A 16,627-nucleotide genomic window follows, 5' to 3' on the forward strand; every position below is an offset into this window, starting at 1 on the left:
TCCGAAAATTGGTAAGAATTAGGGTTCCTTTACCTAGGGAACCCAGTCAGATTAGTATCCACGTAAAGTTTTTATTCTACTCCGTTAAAGGGTGTAATTGGATTTTCCGTGTGAACTTTTAAAGAGGACTCTAATGAGCACTGCAGTTGCGGACTTCAAACCTACCGAAAAACTCCTAAAAACTAGGAACATCGGAATTTCCGCCCATATCGATTCAGGGAAAACCACCCTGACCGAGAGGATTCTATTCTATACTAACCGTATCCATGCGATCCACGAAGTTCGTGGTAAAGATGGAGTCGGTGCTAAAATGGACAGTATGGAATTGGAGCGCGAGAGAGGGATCACCATCCAATCCGCAGCTACCTACTGCCAGTGGAAAGACTATACTATTAATATCATTGATACTCCGGGCCACGTGGACTTTACCGTTGAGGTAGAGCGTTCACTAAGGGTTCTGGATTCCGCTATCTTAGTTCTTTGCGGAGTTTCAGGGGTTCAATCTCAGTCCATCACTGTGGACAGACAGATGCGCCGTTATAACGTTCCTCGTGTAGCTTTTATTAATAAGCTAGACCGTACTGGAGCGAACCCTTTCCGCGTGATCGACCAATTACGTGAGAAATTAAAACATAACGCTGTTCCAGTTCAAATTCCAATCGGTCTCGAAGGGGACTTAGTAGGTATCGTAGACTTAGTTACTATGAAAGCCGTTTATTTCGAAGGAAAAGACGGAATGGAAATCACTGAAAAAGAAATTCCTGCTGAATTACAAGAGCTTGCTAACAAGAAGAGAGAAGAACTCTTAGATGCAGCTTCTATGTTCTCGGACGAATTGACTGAAGCTATGCTGGAAGGCGAACCTACAGTAGAGCAGATCAAAACTGCGATCCGCAATGGAGCGATTTCTTTAAAATTGACCCCGGTTTTTATGGGTTCTGCTTTCAAGAACAAAGGAGTTCAAAAACTTCTGGATGGAGTTTTGGATTACCTAGCTTCTCCTGTGGATGTTGTTAACTCCGCTTTGGACGTTAAAAACGAATCCGAAAAAGTAGTATTACCTTCTGATAAAGACAAACCACTCGTTTGCCTCGCGTTCAAACTTGAGGACGGACGTTACGGTCAGTTGACCTATGTTCGTGTCTACCAAGGAAAGATCCAAAAAGGTATGACCATCTATAACATGTCGAACAACAAGAAACATAACGTTGGTCGTCTATGTCGTATGCACTCGGATGAGATGGAAGATATCGACTATGCAGAAGCTGGTGATATCATCGCATTATTCGGTATCGATTGTGCTTCCGGGGATACTTTTACCGACGGAAAAATGAACGTTTCCATGGAATCCATGTTCGTTCCTGCTCCGGTAATCTCTCTTACAATCGAAGCTAAAGAATCTAAACACTTGAACAACCTTGCAAAAGCTCTTAACCGCTTTACCAAGGAAGATCCTACGTTCCAAACTCACGTAGACCAAGAATCCGGACAAACCATCATCAAAGGGATGGGAGAACTTCACCTCGAAGTTTATATCGAAAGGATGAGAAGGGAATACGGAGTGGAGCTGATCACTGGTGCTCCTCAGGTTGCGTATCGTGAAACTATCACTGCTCGCGCGGACTTCGACTATACCCACAAAAAACAAACGGGTGGTCAAGGTCAGTTCGGTCGTGTTGCTGGATTCATCGAGCCTATCCCATTGGAAGAAGATAAGAATTACGAATTCGTAAACAGTGTAGTGGGAGGAGCAATCCCTCGCGAATTTATCTCTTCCGTAGATAAAGGATTCAAGAGCTGTTTGGATCGTGGAAGTATGATCGGATTCCCTATCATCGGGGTAAAACTGACCATCAACGACGGTTCTTACCACGATGTGGACTCTTCCGATATGGCATTCCAGATCGCAGGACGTTATGCATTCCGCCAAGGTTTCAGCAAAGCGAATCCTCAGATCCTTGAGCCTATCATGAGAGTAGAAGTTGACGGTCCTGCGGAATTCCAAGGTCCAATCCTTGCTTCCCTGAACCAAAGACGAGGAATGATCCTAAACACCACCGAACAAGACGGATATTGTAAAGTGGAAGCAGAAGTTCCTCTTTCCGACATGTTCGGATATTCTACCGTGATCCGTTCTTCTACCCAAGGAAAAGCGGAGTTCTCTATGGAATTCTCTCGTTACGCTCCTGTTCCAAGAAACGTAGCAGAAGAATTGATGAAAAAGTACAAACCAAACTCCAAAGACGAAGATTGATCATCCAGACCATCCTTCTTTTTGGAAAAAAGGGAGCCAATCCGGCTCCCTTTTCTTTTTGGTGGAGGGTAAAATTTGCCGATATTTTAGAGTATGCGGGAGTTCCATTTCATTCGTCTGATATGTTTCGGAATGATTTTCATTTCTTTTACTTCTCCAATTAATTCCGCAGGAACTCAATTAAAGATCCACACAGTCCAACCGAAGGAGACTGCATTTTCTATCTCCCAAAAATACAAATTGGATTGGAGAATGCTTCTAGAATGGAATGGCAAAAAAGAAAACGAAGGTTTGAAGGTGGGAGAAAAACTGAAAATCCCTCAAAACCTATCCTATTCTTCTAAGATCGAAAAAAATCTGCCTGAAGAATTACCTTCTTCCGGAAGTCCTAAATTCCATTCTCCTTTAAAAGTACTTCCTCCTGTTTCACTTCCGTATTCTAACCTTTCTTATTATCCGAACAAGGGAGTTTTGTTCAAGGCAAGCAGACATAAGGATGTACATCCGATCCGGTCCGGCAAAGTAGTTGTACTGGACCAAATGGACGGTTATCGGAAATATATTATTTTAGAGCATAAAGGTGGATACTCCAGCGTTTATGCAAATCTCAGATCCGTTTCCGTCAAAGAAGGCGAAACGGTAAAAGCGGGAGATTCCTTAGGCGAATTGGAAGAAGGTAAAGGACTTTATTTCCAGATCAACCAGGGCACCAAAGCTGTGGATCCGATCCCACTTTTGAAATACTGATCGCGGCTATTAAGTATATTAGGTTTTTGCACTTAAATGGAATGGGAAATCGTAAATTCTAAGGCCGTCACTCCTCAAGGAGTACTGGAGAATGCAACCATCCGTATCAAGGACGGAAGGATCTCCTCTATCTCCTCAGGGATCCCCAAAGATGTTCTGCCTATCCGTATCAATCTAAGGGGAAATTTCGTTTATCCCGGACTGATCAATGCTCATGATCATCTACTTGGCACTTATCTCCCTAAGGTTGGAACAAACCGTCCTTATTTAAATTGGCTTCCTTGGGATAATGATCTCAAATCTTCCGTTGTATATGCGGAAAGACAACAGCTCGAGCCTGAACAACTCTATCTATTAGGTTCTTATAAAAATCTGATCAGCGGTGTGACTTCCGTTTTGGATCATATTCCCCACTTCGTCCAAAAACCTTTTTTAGATAAATCTCCGGTTCGTATCCTGGAACGTTTTACTCTTTCTCATAGTATCTGTTCTTATTCTCTTGGCTGGGGAGACGGTCCTCAGATAGAATACGCTAGAGCAAAAGAAGGAAATCTTCCTTTCGTAACCCATATCTCCGAAGGATTCGACGAAGAATCCAAAAACGCACTGAAAGAATTGAACTCTCTCGGCTGTTTAGGAGAAAACACAGTACTCGTTCATGGGATCGCTTTCGATTCGGAAGACATCAAGACGGTTTCCAAAACAAAGGCAAACTTGGTCTGGTGCCCTGAATCCAATCTATTTATGTTCGGCAAAACCGCACCTATCCGGGAAATCCTGGAAGCGGGGATCAACGTTAGTTTAGGCACGGATTCTCCTATGTCCGGGTCTATAAATATTTTCCAAGAGATCAAATCCGCACGGGAATTTTTTACCAAAGAATATGGAAAAGAATTGGATCCTAAAATTGTTTTTAAGATGGTCACTGAAAATCCCGCAAAGGCTCTTCGGGTAGAGAACGATCTGGGCAAATTGGAAATCGGAAAAAAAGCGGATCTTTTAGTTCTTTCTTCCGAAAAAGAAGACGCATACCAAACACTTTGTACTGCGGATCTTAAGTCCGTACGTCTGGTGGTGAAGGACGGGAAACCTTCCTACGGCGACCTTTCTTTGAAAGATTTTTTTGACGAAACTGGTGTGACAGGGCGCGAAATTAAGATCGCCGGAACCGATAAATACCTTGCAGGAGACCCCCTAGGGTTGCTAGAATCGGTCACCCGGGCCCTTGGTTACAAAAAGGATTTGGCATTTTTTCCTGTCGGGTAAGATTTAGAGAAGAAGGTAACGGTCTTGGCTGGGCCCATAATCCGAACTTATAAAGGCGGTTCTATTATTTACTTCGAGAAAGATCGATCGGAGGATATCTATGTCCTCAGACAAGGTCGAGTCGTTCTCACGTACACCGCGATCGATTCCGGTTACGAAGTAAAAGAAGATGTACGACTGGGAGAATTTTTCGGAGTCAAATCCGCACTCGGAAAATACCCTAGGGAAGAAACCGCTCAGGTTGTAGGCGGAGCAACTGTCTTAGTTTTCAAACTTTCAGACTTTGAAACATTCGTGGCAGAAAAAACTCATCTGATCTTAAAGATGATGAAGGTATTCTCCAGCCAATTGCGACTGGTTCACAAAAAATTAAGAGAGATCTTGGGCCAGGCAGAAGCTAGAAACCCTGCATTCGAGCTCATGAACGTCGCCGAAGTATTTTATAAGAACAATAACTTCGAACACGCGGCTTACGGATTCGGAAAATACCTAGAACATTATCCTAGCGGACCTTATGCGGGAAGAGCCACCGAACTACAAGATCTAGCAAGAAAAGGAACTCCTTACCCGATCAATATGCCACCGCTAGTTTATGATGCTGCTTCTACCAGAGCGCCTATGTCTCAGGAAAATCTGCAGAATATCATGAAACCTGCTGCAGAAAAAACGAATCTGGGTGCCGGCACAGACAATACGATTACTTCTCTTTATAATCGCGCTCATACGTTCTTGAATGTAGGAAAATTCGAAGAAGCGGCCGGTATTTTCAAAGACCTGATGGTCCGCACTGATTTCAAATACGATAGCGAGAAGAAGCTCGTCGACAATGCACTTTTCCAAATGGGAGTTTGTTTCTTAAAGCTGAACAATTTGGATACGGCAAGTAATACCTTCTCCGCTTATATCAAAAAACATCCATCCGGAGAATCGGTAAAAGAGTCTTTATTTCATTTGGCAGAGATCGCGGAACAACAAGGAGATCGTCAAAGGGCAGGAATGTTATTCGGCAAGGTCGCATTACTTCCTCCGGAAAGAGACAGTCTCTCCCAGAAGGCTCGCCAAAAAGCCAAGGAGCTCAGCGCCTAAATGGATTTAATGCTCGAGTCGATGTTCTCAAAGTTCGGAAAAACTTTCGAACCGAACCAGATCATATTCTGTGAAAACGAACCAGGAAACGATTTCTTTTTGATCCAAGCCGGAAAGGTAAAGATCACTAAAACTGTTGGGAATTCCATCAAAACCTTAGATATCTTAGAACAAGGAGATATCTTCGGAGAGATGGCTATCTTAGAAGAACAACCCAGAAGTGCGACCGCAATCGCAATCTCGGAAGTGAAAGTTCTGAACTTCAATAGAGCAAACTTTGAACTATTGATGACCAAAAATCCCACACTCGCACTTAAGATCCTCACAATCTTCTCCGTCAGAATTTACGACGCAAAACGAAGATTACTCATTCTATTATTGGATGATATCATCGGAAAAGTAGCCGACGTATTCTTGATGTTGTATGAAAAGATGCATACACATACCGAGTTCAAAGAAGTCGTACTCAACGTTACCGTAGAAGACGTGGCAGATTGGTGTGCCCAACCTGTGGGCGAAGTCCAGAAGGTCGTGAACCAATTCGCTAAAAGCGGTAAAATCGAGATATACTCCGACAAAATCGTAATTCACAATATTAACGACTTCCAGAGAATAGTCTCCCAGAAGCGCAAACCTTCTTAACAGAATACCGGCGTTCTAAAGATAAAGGTCCCGTAGCTCAGGTGGACAGAGCAGAAGTTTCCTAAACTTTTGGTCGGAGGTTCGAATCCTCTCGGGGCCACCATCAAACCATGGCAGATTCCCAAGACAACGTTCTGAACCTACTCAAGAAATCGGAAGAATTTCTAAAAAAGAAAAACATACCTTCCGCAAGATTGGATGCCGAGATATTACTCGCAGATCTACTCAAGATCCAAAGAGTAAAACTCTATATAGATTTCGAAAGACCAATTTCCGGCCCTGAAAAAGACGAATACAGAGAAAGGATCGTCCAAAGATCCAAATTCAAACCAACCGCTTATATCATTGGGAAGAAGGCATTCTTCGATTCGGAATTCCATGTAAACGAGTCTGTCCTTATCCCAAGACCGGAAACAGAAGAATTAGTCGCCTGGGTTTTAGAAGAATATCCAAACAAAGAAAACGCTTTAGAAGTAATAGACCTTTGCTCGGGAAGCGGTTGTATAGGGATCAGCCTAGCCAAGGCAAGAAAAGAATGGAAAGTGTCCTTCACAGATGCTTCCGAATCCGCGTTAGAAATTAACAAAAAGAATATTCAAGAAATCTTAAATACAGAGAGAAGTTTCGAACTTTATCATGGAGATCTACTCTCCCCTATTCCGGACGAAACCAAATTCGATCTGATCGTTTCTAATCCACCTTATATTCCAGAAGCGGATAAACCTACTATCATGCCGGATGTTGTAGATTATGAACCCCATCTTGCATTATTCGTCGCTGATTTCCAAGGATTTCATACTAAGATACTAACAGAAGCAAAGACAAAACTAAAACCGGAAGGCAGATTATATTTAGAAACTCATCCTAGATACTCTAGTTGGCTAAAAGAAACCGCGCTTTCTCTCGGATATTCCGGAGCGGATCTGAAAAAGGATCTTTCCGGTAGAGATAGTTTTGTTCGGCTGATATTATAGGATTATTTTTAGAGAGCTGGAACCTTCATTCCGAAATCGCCTTAAACTGATTCCCGGGATCGAAAATCGTACATTCTATCCCTTTCGTTTTCACAACAGGCTGTAAAAACAACTTATCCTCACTTAAAGTCCATGCTTTACGGATTTTCAGCTTATCGAGTACCATTTCATAATGATTTCCAATCGTCACTCCAGTCTTGCGCATTTGTATTTTTAAGATCGCAAGTATGACCTCTTTTCCATCCAGCCCAGGAGTAAAACATTCGGTGCTAACACGATTCAATAACTCTTCGTCTTTTTGAAGTGTATCCATCGTAATTGCATGCAGAACTCTCCACTCAGTTAAATTTTCCGAAATCTTATTTTTTCTTTCTAAAAACGCAAAAATATGTTTTGAATCTGATTGGTATAAATTTAAGAACAAACTCTCGTTTATAATATGCATTCGAATTAGTTTTATAGACTGAATAGGATGATTATAAACTAACCCGGTATATGAATTAGAACCCGGTGGTAAAAAATCCGGATGTTTAAAACTTAAATACCCGCCGAAAACCCATCCCTCTCCTTCTTCACTTTTGATCTTGTACCAATAATTTTCGAATCCGTCTATATGAGTTAATTTTTGATCCTTCTCCAGGATCTTTACTTCTCCTTTGAATGGTACTGTTCCCATCTTTTCAGAAGAAAGTTTTGGAGCGGAACGTATCCTAAGTCCTGCACCGCTATTTACATATGCGGATTGGTAATTAGAAAAACATCCCAACAAGAATGTCATGTAAAATGTTACAGTGAAGTATTTTAGAAATCTAATCATAAGACACTCGGATTAGATATACACTTTTAGGATCGAAGCGTCTAACAAAAAACAGACGATATTGGACTCGTACATAAAAATGGGGCCGGTAAATCACCGACCCCGAAGCTAGTTTCGACTCGTATTGGGGAAGAATTAAATCGCTGAGCTTCCTCTTTCTCCGGTGCGAATACGGATTACGTCTTCGAGAGGAAGAATTAAAATTTTTCCGTCTCCGATCTTTCCGTCACCGGTTTTGGCAGCTTTCAAGATCGCATCAACGGTAGGTTTTACGAACTCGTCGTTTACCGCGATCTCCAATCTTACTTTTCTCAGAAGGTTTACTTGGTATTCATGTCCACGGAATACTTCAGTTTTACCTTTTTGCTGCCCGTAGCCTTGCACGTCGCTTACGGTAAGTCTATAAATTTCATTCTTAGTAAGCTCCGCTTTAACCTCTTCCAGTTTATGGGGCTGGATAATTGCTACGATTAATTTCATATGCTCTCCTTTACTTAATGTATAAATTCAAAAGGTTATATAATATAACCTTTTTCTCCGTGAATCTCGGAATCGAGTCCAGCAATCTCTTTCTCTTCGGAAATCCTGAATCCGATTGTTTTCTCGATGATAAACACTAAGATCAAGGATACTACGATAGAGTAAGCACCGGTAGCTACAACGCTGATAATCTGAACGATAATCTGGTCTCCGCGAGTAACTCCCTCAGGAATATAATTCGCAAGTGCGAATACACCTGTAAGGATCGCTCCGAGAGCTCCACCAACGCCGTGAATTCCGAAAGCGTCTAAAGAGTCATCGTAACCAAGTTTACCTTTTAGAAGGATTGCTCCGTAACAAATAGGAGATACAATTACTCCCATGATCAATGCACCGGTAGCGTCCACAAAACCTGCAGCAGGAGTGATCACAACCAGACCTGCAACGATCCCGGAAGCTGCTCCAAGAGCAGTAGCTTTTTTAGTATGAAGATATTCGATCAATAACCAAACAGCACCTGCAGTTGCAGGAGCGATTAAAGTTACAACGAAAGCTCTTGCAGCCTGACCATTAGTAGCAAGACCGGAACCTGCGTTAAATCCGAACCATCCGAACCATAGGAATCCTGCACCGATTAGGGTGTAAGTCAAGTTGTTCGGAGCGATAAGTGCAGGACCTTCTCCTTTACGTTTTCCTAGTACGATTGCTGCAGCCAAACCTGCGATACCGGAGATCAAGTGAACCACTGTTCCACCTGCGAAATCCAGAGCAGTCTTTTTGAAAAGCCAACCGTTAGCAGACCATACCCAGTGTGCGACAGGATCGTAAACCAAAGTAGCCCATGCCAGAATGAATACGATATAACCGGAAAGTTTCACTCTTTCTGCGATCGCACCGGAGATTAGAGCCGGAGTGATAAGCGCAAACATTCCTTGGAAAAGGAAGTGAATGTATTTCGGGATCGTTCCTTCCAAAGTTTCGTCGGTAATTCCATTCAACAAGAAGAGTTGAAAATCGCCGAAAAATGGACTATCGCCGGAAAACGCTAAGCTGTATCCGAATAATGTCCACTGGATTGTAAGGACAAGAATCGCAACAAAGCTGTGCATCATTGTTGAAAGAACGTTCTTAGATCTTACGATACCGCCGTAGAACAGCGCGAGTCCTGGGATCATAAAGAACACGAAAGTGGAAGCCACGATCATCCATGCGGTATCCCCTTTATCCAAAGTAGGGGCAGCTGGTGCGGCTTCTGGTGCTGGTGTAGCGTCTTGACCCCAGATCAGTACTGGAGCGATTAAGATCAAGAGCGCGATAAGTTTTTGGGCAATTTTCATTTTCTCAAATCTCATCTCGAAAATATGTTTAATCCAAATAATGCAAGAAGAGTACCTGAGATAAAAATTAGTTCAAAAAAAGATTAAAAAAACTGAATGAGAGCCTCAGTGGCCTGAAACGAGGGTTTCATTCGGAAAAACTGTCCAAATTTTTATCTGAGGCAGATTTTTCCATAGTTCTAGGCGAATATTGCCAGACCCAGCCTAGCAGTTTGCGTACTTATTAGGCAGATTTTTGGAGTCTGCTGGAAAAATAAAATTTTAGAAGTGAAAACTATACTTAGGTATCATTCTTCCGGAGGAAAATTACATCCGGAAGATCGCATAAGAAGGTTCTATACCTTTAGGAGAAAGGTCGGAATATAATGCCAAACCTAAAGCTTCTCTTGTACGTGCAGGATCTAGGACGCCATCGTCCCAAAGTCTTGCAGTAGAATAGATACAAGAAGATCGATTATCATAATCTTCTAATATAGGTCTCTTGAACTCTGCCTGTTCCGCGTCGGAGAGTGATTTTCCTTCCTTCTCCAATTGTTCCTGCTTCACTGTGAGTAGAACATTTGCAGCTTGTTCTCCACCCATCACTGAAATCCTAGCGTTTGGCCACATCCAAAGGAATCTAGGTCCGAATGCACGGCCGCACATTCCATAATTTCCTGCTCCGTATGAACCGCCGATCACCACGGTGTATTTTGGAACTACAGAAGTGGAGACTGCGTTTACCATTTTGGCACCGTCTTTTGCGATACCTGAGTTCTCATACTTCTTCCCAACCATAAAACCGGTGATGTTTTGTAAGAAGAGTAAAGGAATCTCTCTCTGGTTACAAAGCTGGATGAAATGAGCTGCTTTCAAAGAACTTTCAGAAAACAAAACTCCGTTGTTTGCAATGATGCCAACGGTTTTTCCGTAAATATTCGCAAATCCTGTGACTATAGTAGTTCCATAATATTTTTTGAATTCTTGGAATCTGGAACCGTCTACAACTCTTGCGATAACTTCTCTCACATCATAAGGTTTACGGATATCTTTTTGGATAATCCCGTAAATTTCCTCAGGAGGATAAAGAGGTTCTTCGTAAGATATTTGCTCTTCTAATTTTTTAGCTCTTGCTCCTAGACTAGAAACGATATGTCTAGCGATCTCAAGGGCGTGCGGATCATTCTCCGCATAATGATCGGTAACTCCTGAGATCCTACAATGGACATCAGCGCCGCCCAATTCTTCCGGAGTAACAATCTCTCCAGTGGCTGCTTTTACAAGAGGAGGCCCGCCTAAAAAGATGGTACCGTTTCCTTTTACGATTACAGATTCGTCTGACATTGCAGGAATGTATGCACCACCCGCAGTACAACTTCCCATTACTACGGAAATCTGAGGGATCCCCATTCTAGAAAGATTTGCTTGGTTATAAAAGATCCTACCGAAATGCCATTTATCAGGAAACACATCATCCTGCATCGGAAGGAATGCTCCGCCTGAATCCACCAGATAAACACAAGGAAGACGATTCTCTAATGCAATCTCTTGTGCGCGGATATGTTTTTTGACAGTAAGTGGATAATAGGTCCCACCTTTTACAGTGGCATCGTTTGCAACGATCACACAAGGAGTTCCTGAAATTTTACCGATCCCAGTTACGATACCTGCAGAAGGAACATCGTCCGTATAAACCTTCTCCCCGGCCAATGCTGAGAATTCCAAGAAAGGAGTATTTGGATCTATCAGCCCTTGTACCCTTTCTCTTGCGGTGAGCTTGCCACGGCTTTTATGTTTCTGGATGGATTTTTCTCCTCCGCCTTGTCCGGCTTTTTGGAGAAGTTTACGTAAATCCGTGACCTTCTCTGAAAGGTCTTTGAAATTCTCTTTATATTCAGGGGAAGACGTACTAATACGCGATTCCAAAACTTCCATGGAGCCCTCCGGTCCTCTTTTATTTCCGGACCTTGGTTTCGTATAAAATTCTAATAAGTTCTGATTCGGAATGAGAAAGTTCTCTGTTCCTTCTTGCCATGATCTTGCGTGAATCACGAAGAAATAGATCTAAGATATAAGGTTGTCCGTCCGCCCAAATAAACGGAGGAAGATATCCACTTGCCCTAGAAGAAACCACATTACATCCGAAATCTATCACTGTTCCGGTATTCAACATCACTCCAATCCCTATCTTGGAAAAATCTCCGATGATAGAACCGAATTTGATGGAGCCTGTTGTGATCTCGGTATGTTCTTCTCTGATCTTGACCACACCGTAGTTATTCTTTAGATCGGAGGTGGTGGATAATGCGCCTAGGTTAACCCAGCTTCCCACCACTGAATGTCCTAAGAACCCTTCGTGGTGTTTATTCGTAAAATCTAATATAATACTGTCCCCGACTTCTCCACCTATCCTGCACACATTCCCTATGGAAGTGTTTCCGGTGATTCGAGCATTGTCCACATGAGTGCCTTGGCCTATGTATAAGGGACCTTCTAAAAAGCTAAAAGAAGTTACTTTTGCATCCTTGTCTATGATCACAGGTCCTGAGGTTACATCTATAACCACACCTGGATAAATTTTGGCGGAAGGATGGATATGAACGTGTTTGGATTTTCCGACTACTTGGAAGTCTCCGGACTTTACCTTGAGCTTGCGGGCCCATTTACGCAGGTCCTTATGATTTTCCAAGTCCTGGTCTATGTTTTTGCCCACAGACTCCAAAGATTTCCAAGGTAGGAATTCCTCGGGACGGATGATTAGGTCTACATCCTTGCCGTCGTATTCGGAGATCTTTGGATTTCTTTCGAAGAATGTTTTCTCGAATGCCGAATTGGAGTTTGAGTAGAGTATCTTTGAATCAGGATACTGCTCTTTTAAACGTTGGAGTGGAGTTAAAACCCCGTCTCGAATCTCGGAGAAAGATCGAATCCTGGTTAAGGCTCCCAAACCGGGAGGAGTTTCCCTCTCATCGATCCAAATTCTCTGAATTCTGCCCACTACACTACTCCACTGTGACGGACTTTGCTAGGTTTCTAGGTTGGTCCGGAGGACAACCCCTAGCCACGGCAGAATAATAGGCCAGAAGTTGGAGAGGAAGAACATTCAGGATCGGACTCAAAATTTCCGGACAGTCCGGAACTTCAAAACAGTAGTCGGAAAGCTCTTTTGCCTCTTTATCCCCTTCGGTTACGATGGAGATCATAATCCCGTTTCTGGCCTTGATTTCCTGGATATTGGAAAGCATTTTGCTATAAATTTCGGATTTGGTCGCGATACATACGACCGGCACTTCGTTTGTAATCAGCGCGATCGGTCCATGTTTGAATTCCCCACCCGCATAACCGGAAGCGTGGATATAAGAAACCTCTTTTAATTTCAGAGCTCCTTCCAACGCAACAGGATGGTTGTACGTCCTACCTAAGAATACAAAATCTTTAGTCTTGGTAAAATCCGCCGCCCAGGTTTCCAGGATATGGGCCTGAGCCAAAATCCTTTCCATCTTGCCTGGCAGAAGTCGGATCTCTTCCAATAAAGTTCTGAGCTCCTCGTCGGATACGATCCATTTCAAACGAGCTACATATAAGGAAAAAAGAAGAAGGTTGATTACCTGTGCAGTAAATGCCTTTGTACTCGCGACCCCGATCTCAGGACCGGCATCCGTTCTGATGAATGAATCCGATTCTCTTGCAATTGTGGAGTTCACATTATTTACCAAAGAAAGAACTTTGATAAACTTCGCTTTTGCTTCCAATAGAGAAGCAAGAGTATCCGCAGTTTCTCCGGACTGGGAAATTCCTACGATAAGAGTGTCACCTTCTACCACAGGGTTTCTATAACGGAACTCTGAAGAAGTTTCCGTATCCGTTTGGATCTTTGCGAAATTTTCCAGATAATGTTTTCCGAGCATCCCTGCGTAATAGCTAGTTCCTGCCGCTTGGATAATGATACGGTTTACCTTGGACATCATCTCTCTAGAAATGGTGCTTTCCGGAAATTCTATTTCCCCGGCTTCACTAATACGAGATTGGATGATCCTACGGAAGATCCCAGGTTGTTCGTGGATCTCCTTGATCATATAATGAGGATAACCACCTTTGTCTACATCCTCAAATTTGATATCCTGAGTTTTGAATTCGAATTCTTTTTCAGCACCATCAAATCCGAAGATCTTACATTCAGTTTTTGTAAAGTATCCCCATTCCTTGGAGTTAATATAATACACTTCTCTACAATTTCTTGTGAGAGGAGAAATATCGGAAGCGAGGTAATATTCTTCTTTTCCTCTTCCTAAAAGTAAAGGTGCTCCGTCTTGGGCGAAATAAACTCTGTCCGGCTCGTTATCGAATACGACTGCGATCGCCCATTTTCCATGAACTCTATTAAATAAATCTAAAAAAGCTTCTTTATTGGATAAGCCTCTTTTTCTGCTCTCCGCCAAAAGATTAGGGAGAACTTCCGTATCCGTCATACTATGGAATACGAAACCTTTTTGTTTAAGTTCTTGTCTGAGTTGAGAATAATTTTCTATAATTCCGTTATGAACTACCGCTACGGTAGATTTGGAATCAGTATGAGGGTGAGCATTAATTTGGTTTGGTTCACCATGAGTTGCCCAACGAGTATGGCCTATGCCGACATTACCTCGGATCGGATGCTCCTTTAGGTAATTTTCCAGATCCTTAATTTTGCCTTTTTGTTTACGGACTTGGATCTCTCCTCTGTCCAGGACCGCGATCCCGGCCGAATCGTATCCACGATACTCCAGACCGATGAGCCCTACTATGAGTACGGATTCTACGTTTTTATCGCCAGCGTATCCTACGATTCCACACATATATTATGAATTCTCCATGATCTTTCCGGCTTTATTTAAAAGGGATTCCAGATCCTTTTTGGTTCTGGCCTCTCCAATCAACCGGAGGATCGGCTCGGTATTCGAAGGTCGAATATGTATCCAAGAGTCCTGGTTCGCTAAACGTAAACCGTCTCTCGAATCTTCTTTATATTCGGAGAAGGCGCTGCGAAACTTAGAATAAATCTGCTCCGTCTTCTGACCCGCGATCTTGTAGGCGATCTTGCGCATATGGACCGCAGGAAGACTACCTATCACAGTTTCAGCATCTTCCCCCTTTAGGGCAAGCAGATTCAGTATATGGGCCACCCCGGAAAGAGAGTCTCTTCCGAAAGAAGGGATCGCCGGATCGATGACTCCTCCGTTTCCTTCTCCGCCAAAAACAGACTTACGGTGTATCATTTCTGCCACAACGTTTGCTTCTCCCACCTTAGATCGATAAGTCGGAATTCCAACAGAGTCTGCAACCCAATCGTTCACGAAACTTGTGGAGAGGTTCACAGTGATGGATGCCTTCTTAGGAATCGAATTAGAAGCAAGGTACGACATAAAACTAAGAGGAAGAGTTAATTCTTCTGAGATAGCTCCTTTTTTAGGAGATAAAACCACGAGTCTGTCAGCGTCTGGGTCCAATGCAAAACCGATATCCGCCTTGGATTTTTTGATCAGACGAGAAGATTGTTTGAGCGCATCAGGAGTAGGCTCCGGTGGACGAGGAAATGTTCCATCAGGAGTACAATGTTGTAGAATGACCTTACAGCCCAAGCGACTTAACAATTCAGGTAAAACGAAACTTCCACCACCATTGACAGCATCTAAAAATACAGTGAACTTTTTACGTTTGATCGCAGATACATTCACTCTGGCCAAAACCGAGTCGATATGTGCTTGGATCCTGTCGGTTCCATCTTCCACATCCGTGTTCGGCTTAAATTGGAAAGGTTTATAATCTTCCTTTCGAACCAGATCCAAAAGACCTTCTAAGTCTTGAGCATTGGTAAAAAATCCACCCGGGCCAATGAACTTAAATGCATTCCAAATGACCGGATTATGAGAAGCGGAGATCATAATCCCACCGGCAGCTCCGGATTGAGCCACCACAGCCTTAACAGTAGGAGTTGGAACAATCCCCAAACGGATGACTTTTTTGCCCATTGCGAGCATGATACCGATCGCGATATTTTCTATATATGCGCCGCTCGGACGAGAATCTCTTCCGATGACTACGGTATTACCCTTGAGTCTGGACCCAAAGGCCATGAGTGAATGAAAAATTACGTCGGGACTTAATCCGGTAGGAATGATTCCCCGGATTCCGGACACTGAAACCATCAAATCCGGGTGTTGGAAGACCGGTTTTTGAGGATTTAGAGCCATGATTCCGAGGAATGTTTTTTAAATTGGGATGAGAACATGGGCGATGACAGGATCGAACTGCCGACATCCTCCTTGTAAGGGAGGCGCTCTCCCAGCTGAGCTAATCGCCCGTTATGAAAACGGTTATTATGCGGTTGCAGCCTGATTGATACGCAATGCCATCCGACTCTTTTTGCGGTCTGCATTTTTAGAGTGGATCAGGTTGGTTTTCGCAGCTTTGTCCAGAAGAGAAGAATATTGTCCGAACAAAGATTTTAAGGAGTCTTTCTCTCCGTCTTGGAGCGCTTTTAGGATCTTTTTAGCTTGGGTCCTAAGGCGATTCCTGTTTTGAGAATTTGCCGCATTTCTGCGTTTCGTTCTACGGATATCTTTTTCTGAAGATTTAATATTCGCCAAGGATCTCTACTTCCTATTAAGGGATTGAGCCCAGATTTTCGTACCCAGGCAGCCTGTCAACGAGCTTTTACGTCTTTTGTTCGAATGGGTGGGCGACTCGCTCGCTGTGCGAGCGATCACGCTCTCCGCTTCAATCCGCTACGCCGGATTTTCGCTACGATCGTTGTCGCGTAAAGATCCGCCCAAGTCTCGGCGGATACGCCCAACCCAACGCTATATACAAGAAATCATTTCGAATTTGACGATTGCGTTATTTGCCCTTGAGTAATTAGTTTTGTAATCGCCTTGTCGAAGTTCCAACAGCTATACAAAACCCAACACTACCTTAAACGAGGTATATCTGAAATAAATTTACTAAACTAAGGTCCGGAAGAATTTTTTGCTTTGCTTGCACTTATTTTTATCTTATTTTTTTAATT

Annotated in this window: 14 protein-coding genes and 2 tRNA genes; 7 read left to right on the forward strand and 9 right to left on the reverse strand. The window is 43.0% G+C overall.

Annotation, left to right across the window (positions count from 1 at the left end; all coding sequences use genetic code 11):
• Positions 1-133 precede the first annotated feature (133 nt).
• The 7 genes from fusA to prmC all read left to right on the forward strand — a co-directional run bounded on the left by fusA (position 134) and on the right by prmC (position 6,969).
• A complete protein-coding gene (gene fusA / locus EHO58_RS06305; protein WP_135628325.1) occupies positions 134-2,254 on the forward strand; it encodes an elongation factor G in 2,121 nt (706 codons plus the stop codon).
• A 93-nt stretch (positions 2,255-2,347) separates the two neighbouring features.
• The gene (locus EHO58_RS06310; protein WP_425269432.1) at positions 2,348-3,001 is read left to right on the forward strand and encodes an LIC_10271 family cell wall hydrolase; all 654 of its coding nucleotides are present in this window, start codon (positions 2,348-2,350) and stop codon (positions 2,999-3,001) included.
• Between the two features lie 36 nt (positions 3,002-3,037).
• Positions 3,038-4,267 (forward strand): amidohydrolase family protein, encoded by a 1,230-nt coding sequence (locus EHO58_RS06315; protein ID WP_135628324.1) that lies wholly within the window; start codon positions 3,038-3,040, stop codon positions 4,265-4,267.
• 24 nt (positions 4,268-4,291) lie between these two features.
• Positions 4,292-5,353, forward strand: a complete 1,062-nt coding sequence (locus EHO58_RS06320; protein WP_100721945.1) for a cyclic nucleotide-binding domain-containing protein — start codon at positions 4,292-4,294, stop codon at positions 5,351-5,353.
• Positions 5,354-5,995, forward strand: a complete 642-nt coding sequence (locus EHO58_RS06325) for a Crp/Fnr family transcriptional regulator (RefSeq protein WP_008594423.1) — start codon at positions 5,354-5,356, stop codon at positions 5,993-5,995.
• Between the two features lie 26 nt (positions 5,996-6,021).
• Positions 6,022-6,098 (forward strand) — tRNA-Arg (locus tag EHO58_RS06330).
• A gap of 7 nt (positions 6,099-6,105) precedes the next feature.
• On the forward strand, positions 6,106-6,969 hold the full coding sequence (gene prmC / locus EHO58_RS06335) for a peptide chain release factor N(5)-glutamine methyltransferase (RefSeq protein WP_135679370.1): 864 nt from the start codon (positions 6,106-6,108) through the stop codon (positions 6,967-6,969).
• Between the two features lie 25 nt (positions 6,970-6,994).
• Here the strand turns inward: prmC and EHO58_RS06340 are convergent, their stop codons facing one another.
• The 9 genes from EHO58_RS06340 to rpsT all read right to left on the reverse strand — a co-directional run bounded on the left by EHO58_RS06340 (position 6,995) and on the right by rpsT (position 16,208).
• Positions 6,995-7,786: an SH3 domain-containing protein gene (locus EHO58_RS06340; protein WP_135628322.1), complete on the reverse strand. Its 792-nt coding sequence runs from the start codon at positions 7,784-7,786 to the stop codon at positions 6,995-6,997.
• A gap of 135 nt (positions 7,787-7,921) precedes the next feature.
• Entirely contained in the window at positions 7,922-8,266 is a 345-nt protein-coding gene (locus EHO58_RS06345; protein WP_008595143.1) for a P-II family nitrogen regulator, read from the reverse strand.
• A 35-nt stretch (positions 8,267-8,301) separates the two neighbouring features.
• Positions 8,302-9,603, reverse strand: a complete 1,302-nt coding sequence (locus EHO58_RS06350; protein ID WP_135628321.1) for an ammonium transporter — start codon at positions 9,601-9,603, stop codon at positions 8,302-8,304.
• A 306-nt stretch (positions 9,604-9,909) separates the two neighbouring features.
• Complete coding sequence (locus EHO58_RS06355; protein ID WP_135679372.1) at positions 9,910-11,517, reverse strand: carboxyl transferase domain-containing protein; 1,608 nt, start codon at positions 11,515-11,517, stop codon at positions 9,910-9,912.
• Positions 11,518-11,536: 19 nt separating this feature from the next.
• Positions 11,537-12,580 carry a GlmU family protein gene (locus EHO58_RS06360; RefSeq protein WP_135679374.1) on the reverse strand — a complete coding sequence of 348 codons (1,044 nt, stop codon included), beginning with the start codon at positions 12,578-12,580 and terminating at the stop codon, positions 11,537-11,539.
• A gap of 4 nt (positions 12,581-12,584) precedes the next feature.
• Entirely contained in the window at positions 12,585-14,417 is a 1,833-nt protein-coding gene (gene glmS, locus EHO58_RS06365; protein ID WP_135679376.1) for a glutamine--fructose-6-phosphate transaminase (isomerizing), read from the reverse strand.
• A gap of 3 nt (positions 14,418-14,420) precedes the next feature.
• The gene (gene glmM, locus EHO58_RS06370; RefSeq protein ID WP_135628317.1) at positions 14,421-15,812 is read right to left on the reverse strand and encodes a phosphoglucosamine mutase; all 1,392 of its coding nucleotides are present in this window, start codon (positions 15,810-15,812) and stop codon (positions 14,421-14,423) included.
• A 37-nt stretch (positions 15,813-15,849) separates the two neighbouring features.
• Positions 15,850-15,922: transfer RNA gene (locus tag EHO58_RS06375), tRNA-Val, on the reverse strand.
• Between the two features lie 16 nt (positions 15,923-15,938).
• The gene (gene rpsT / locus EHO58_RS06380; protein WP_086458106.1) at positions 15,939-16,208 is read right to left on the reverse strand and encodes a 30S ribosomal protein S20; all 270 of its coding nucleotides are present in this window, start codon (positions 16,206-16,208) and stop codon (positions 15,939-15,941) included.
• Between the last annotated feature and the right edge of the window lie 419 nt (positions 16,209-16,627).

Origin of the sequence: Leptospira selangorensis (genome assembly GCF_004769405.1) — a bacterium.
Taxonomy (GTDB): Bacteria; Spirochaetota; Leptospiria; order Leptospirales; family Leptospiraceae; genus Leptospira_B; species Leptospira_B selangorensis.

Excerpts from the sequence above, each read along its gene's own strand:
- glmM (WP_135628317.1), bottom strand. The coding sequence starts at position 15,812 with ATGGCTCTAAATCCTCAAAAACCGGTCTTCCAACACCCGGATTTGATG.
- EHO58_RS06325 (WP_008594423.1), top strand. The coding sequence starts at position 5,354 with ATGGATTTAATGCTCGAGTCGATGTTCTCAAAGTTCGGAAAAACTTTC.
- EHO58_RS06345 (WP_008595143.1), bottom strand. The coding sequence starts at position 8,266 with ATGAAATTAATCGTAGCAATTATCCAGCCCCATAAACTGGAAGAGGTT.
- prmC (WP_135679370.1), top strand. The coding sequence starts at position 6,106 with ATGGCAGATTCCCAAGACAACGTTCTGAACCTACTCAAGAAATCGGAA.
- EHO58_RS06310 (WP_425269432.1), top strand. The coding sequence starts at position 2,348 with ATGCGGGAGTTCCATTTCATTCGTCTGATATGTTTCGGAATGATTTTC.
- EHO58_RS06350 (WP_135628321.1), bottom strand. The coding sequence starts at position 9,603 with ATGAAAATTGCCCAAAAACTTATCGCGCTCTTGATCTTAATCGCTCCA.
- EHO58_RS06340 (WP_135628322.1), bottom strand. The coding sequence starts at position 7,786 with ATGATTAGATTTCTAAAATACTTCACTGTAACATTTTACATGACATTC.
- EHO58_RS06355 (WP_135679372.1), bottom strand. The coding sequence starts at position 11,517 with ATGGAAGTTTTGGAATCGCGTATTAGTACGTCTTCCCCTGAATATAAA.
- glmS (WP_135679376.1), bottom strand. The coding sequence starts at position 14,417 with ATGTGTGGAATCGTAGGATACGCTGGCGATAAAAACGTAGAATCCGTA.
- EHO58_RS06315 (WP_135628324.1), top strand. The coding sequence starts at position 3,038 with ATGGAATGGGAAATCGTAAATTCTAAGGCCGTCACTCCTCAAGGAGTA.
- fusA (WP_135628325.1), top strand. The coding sequence starts at position 134 with ATGAGCACTGCAGTTGCGGACTTCAAACCTACCGAAAAACTCCTAAAA.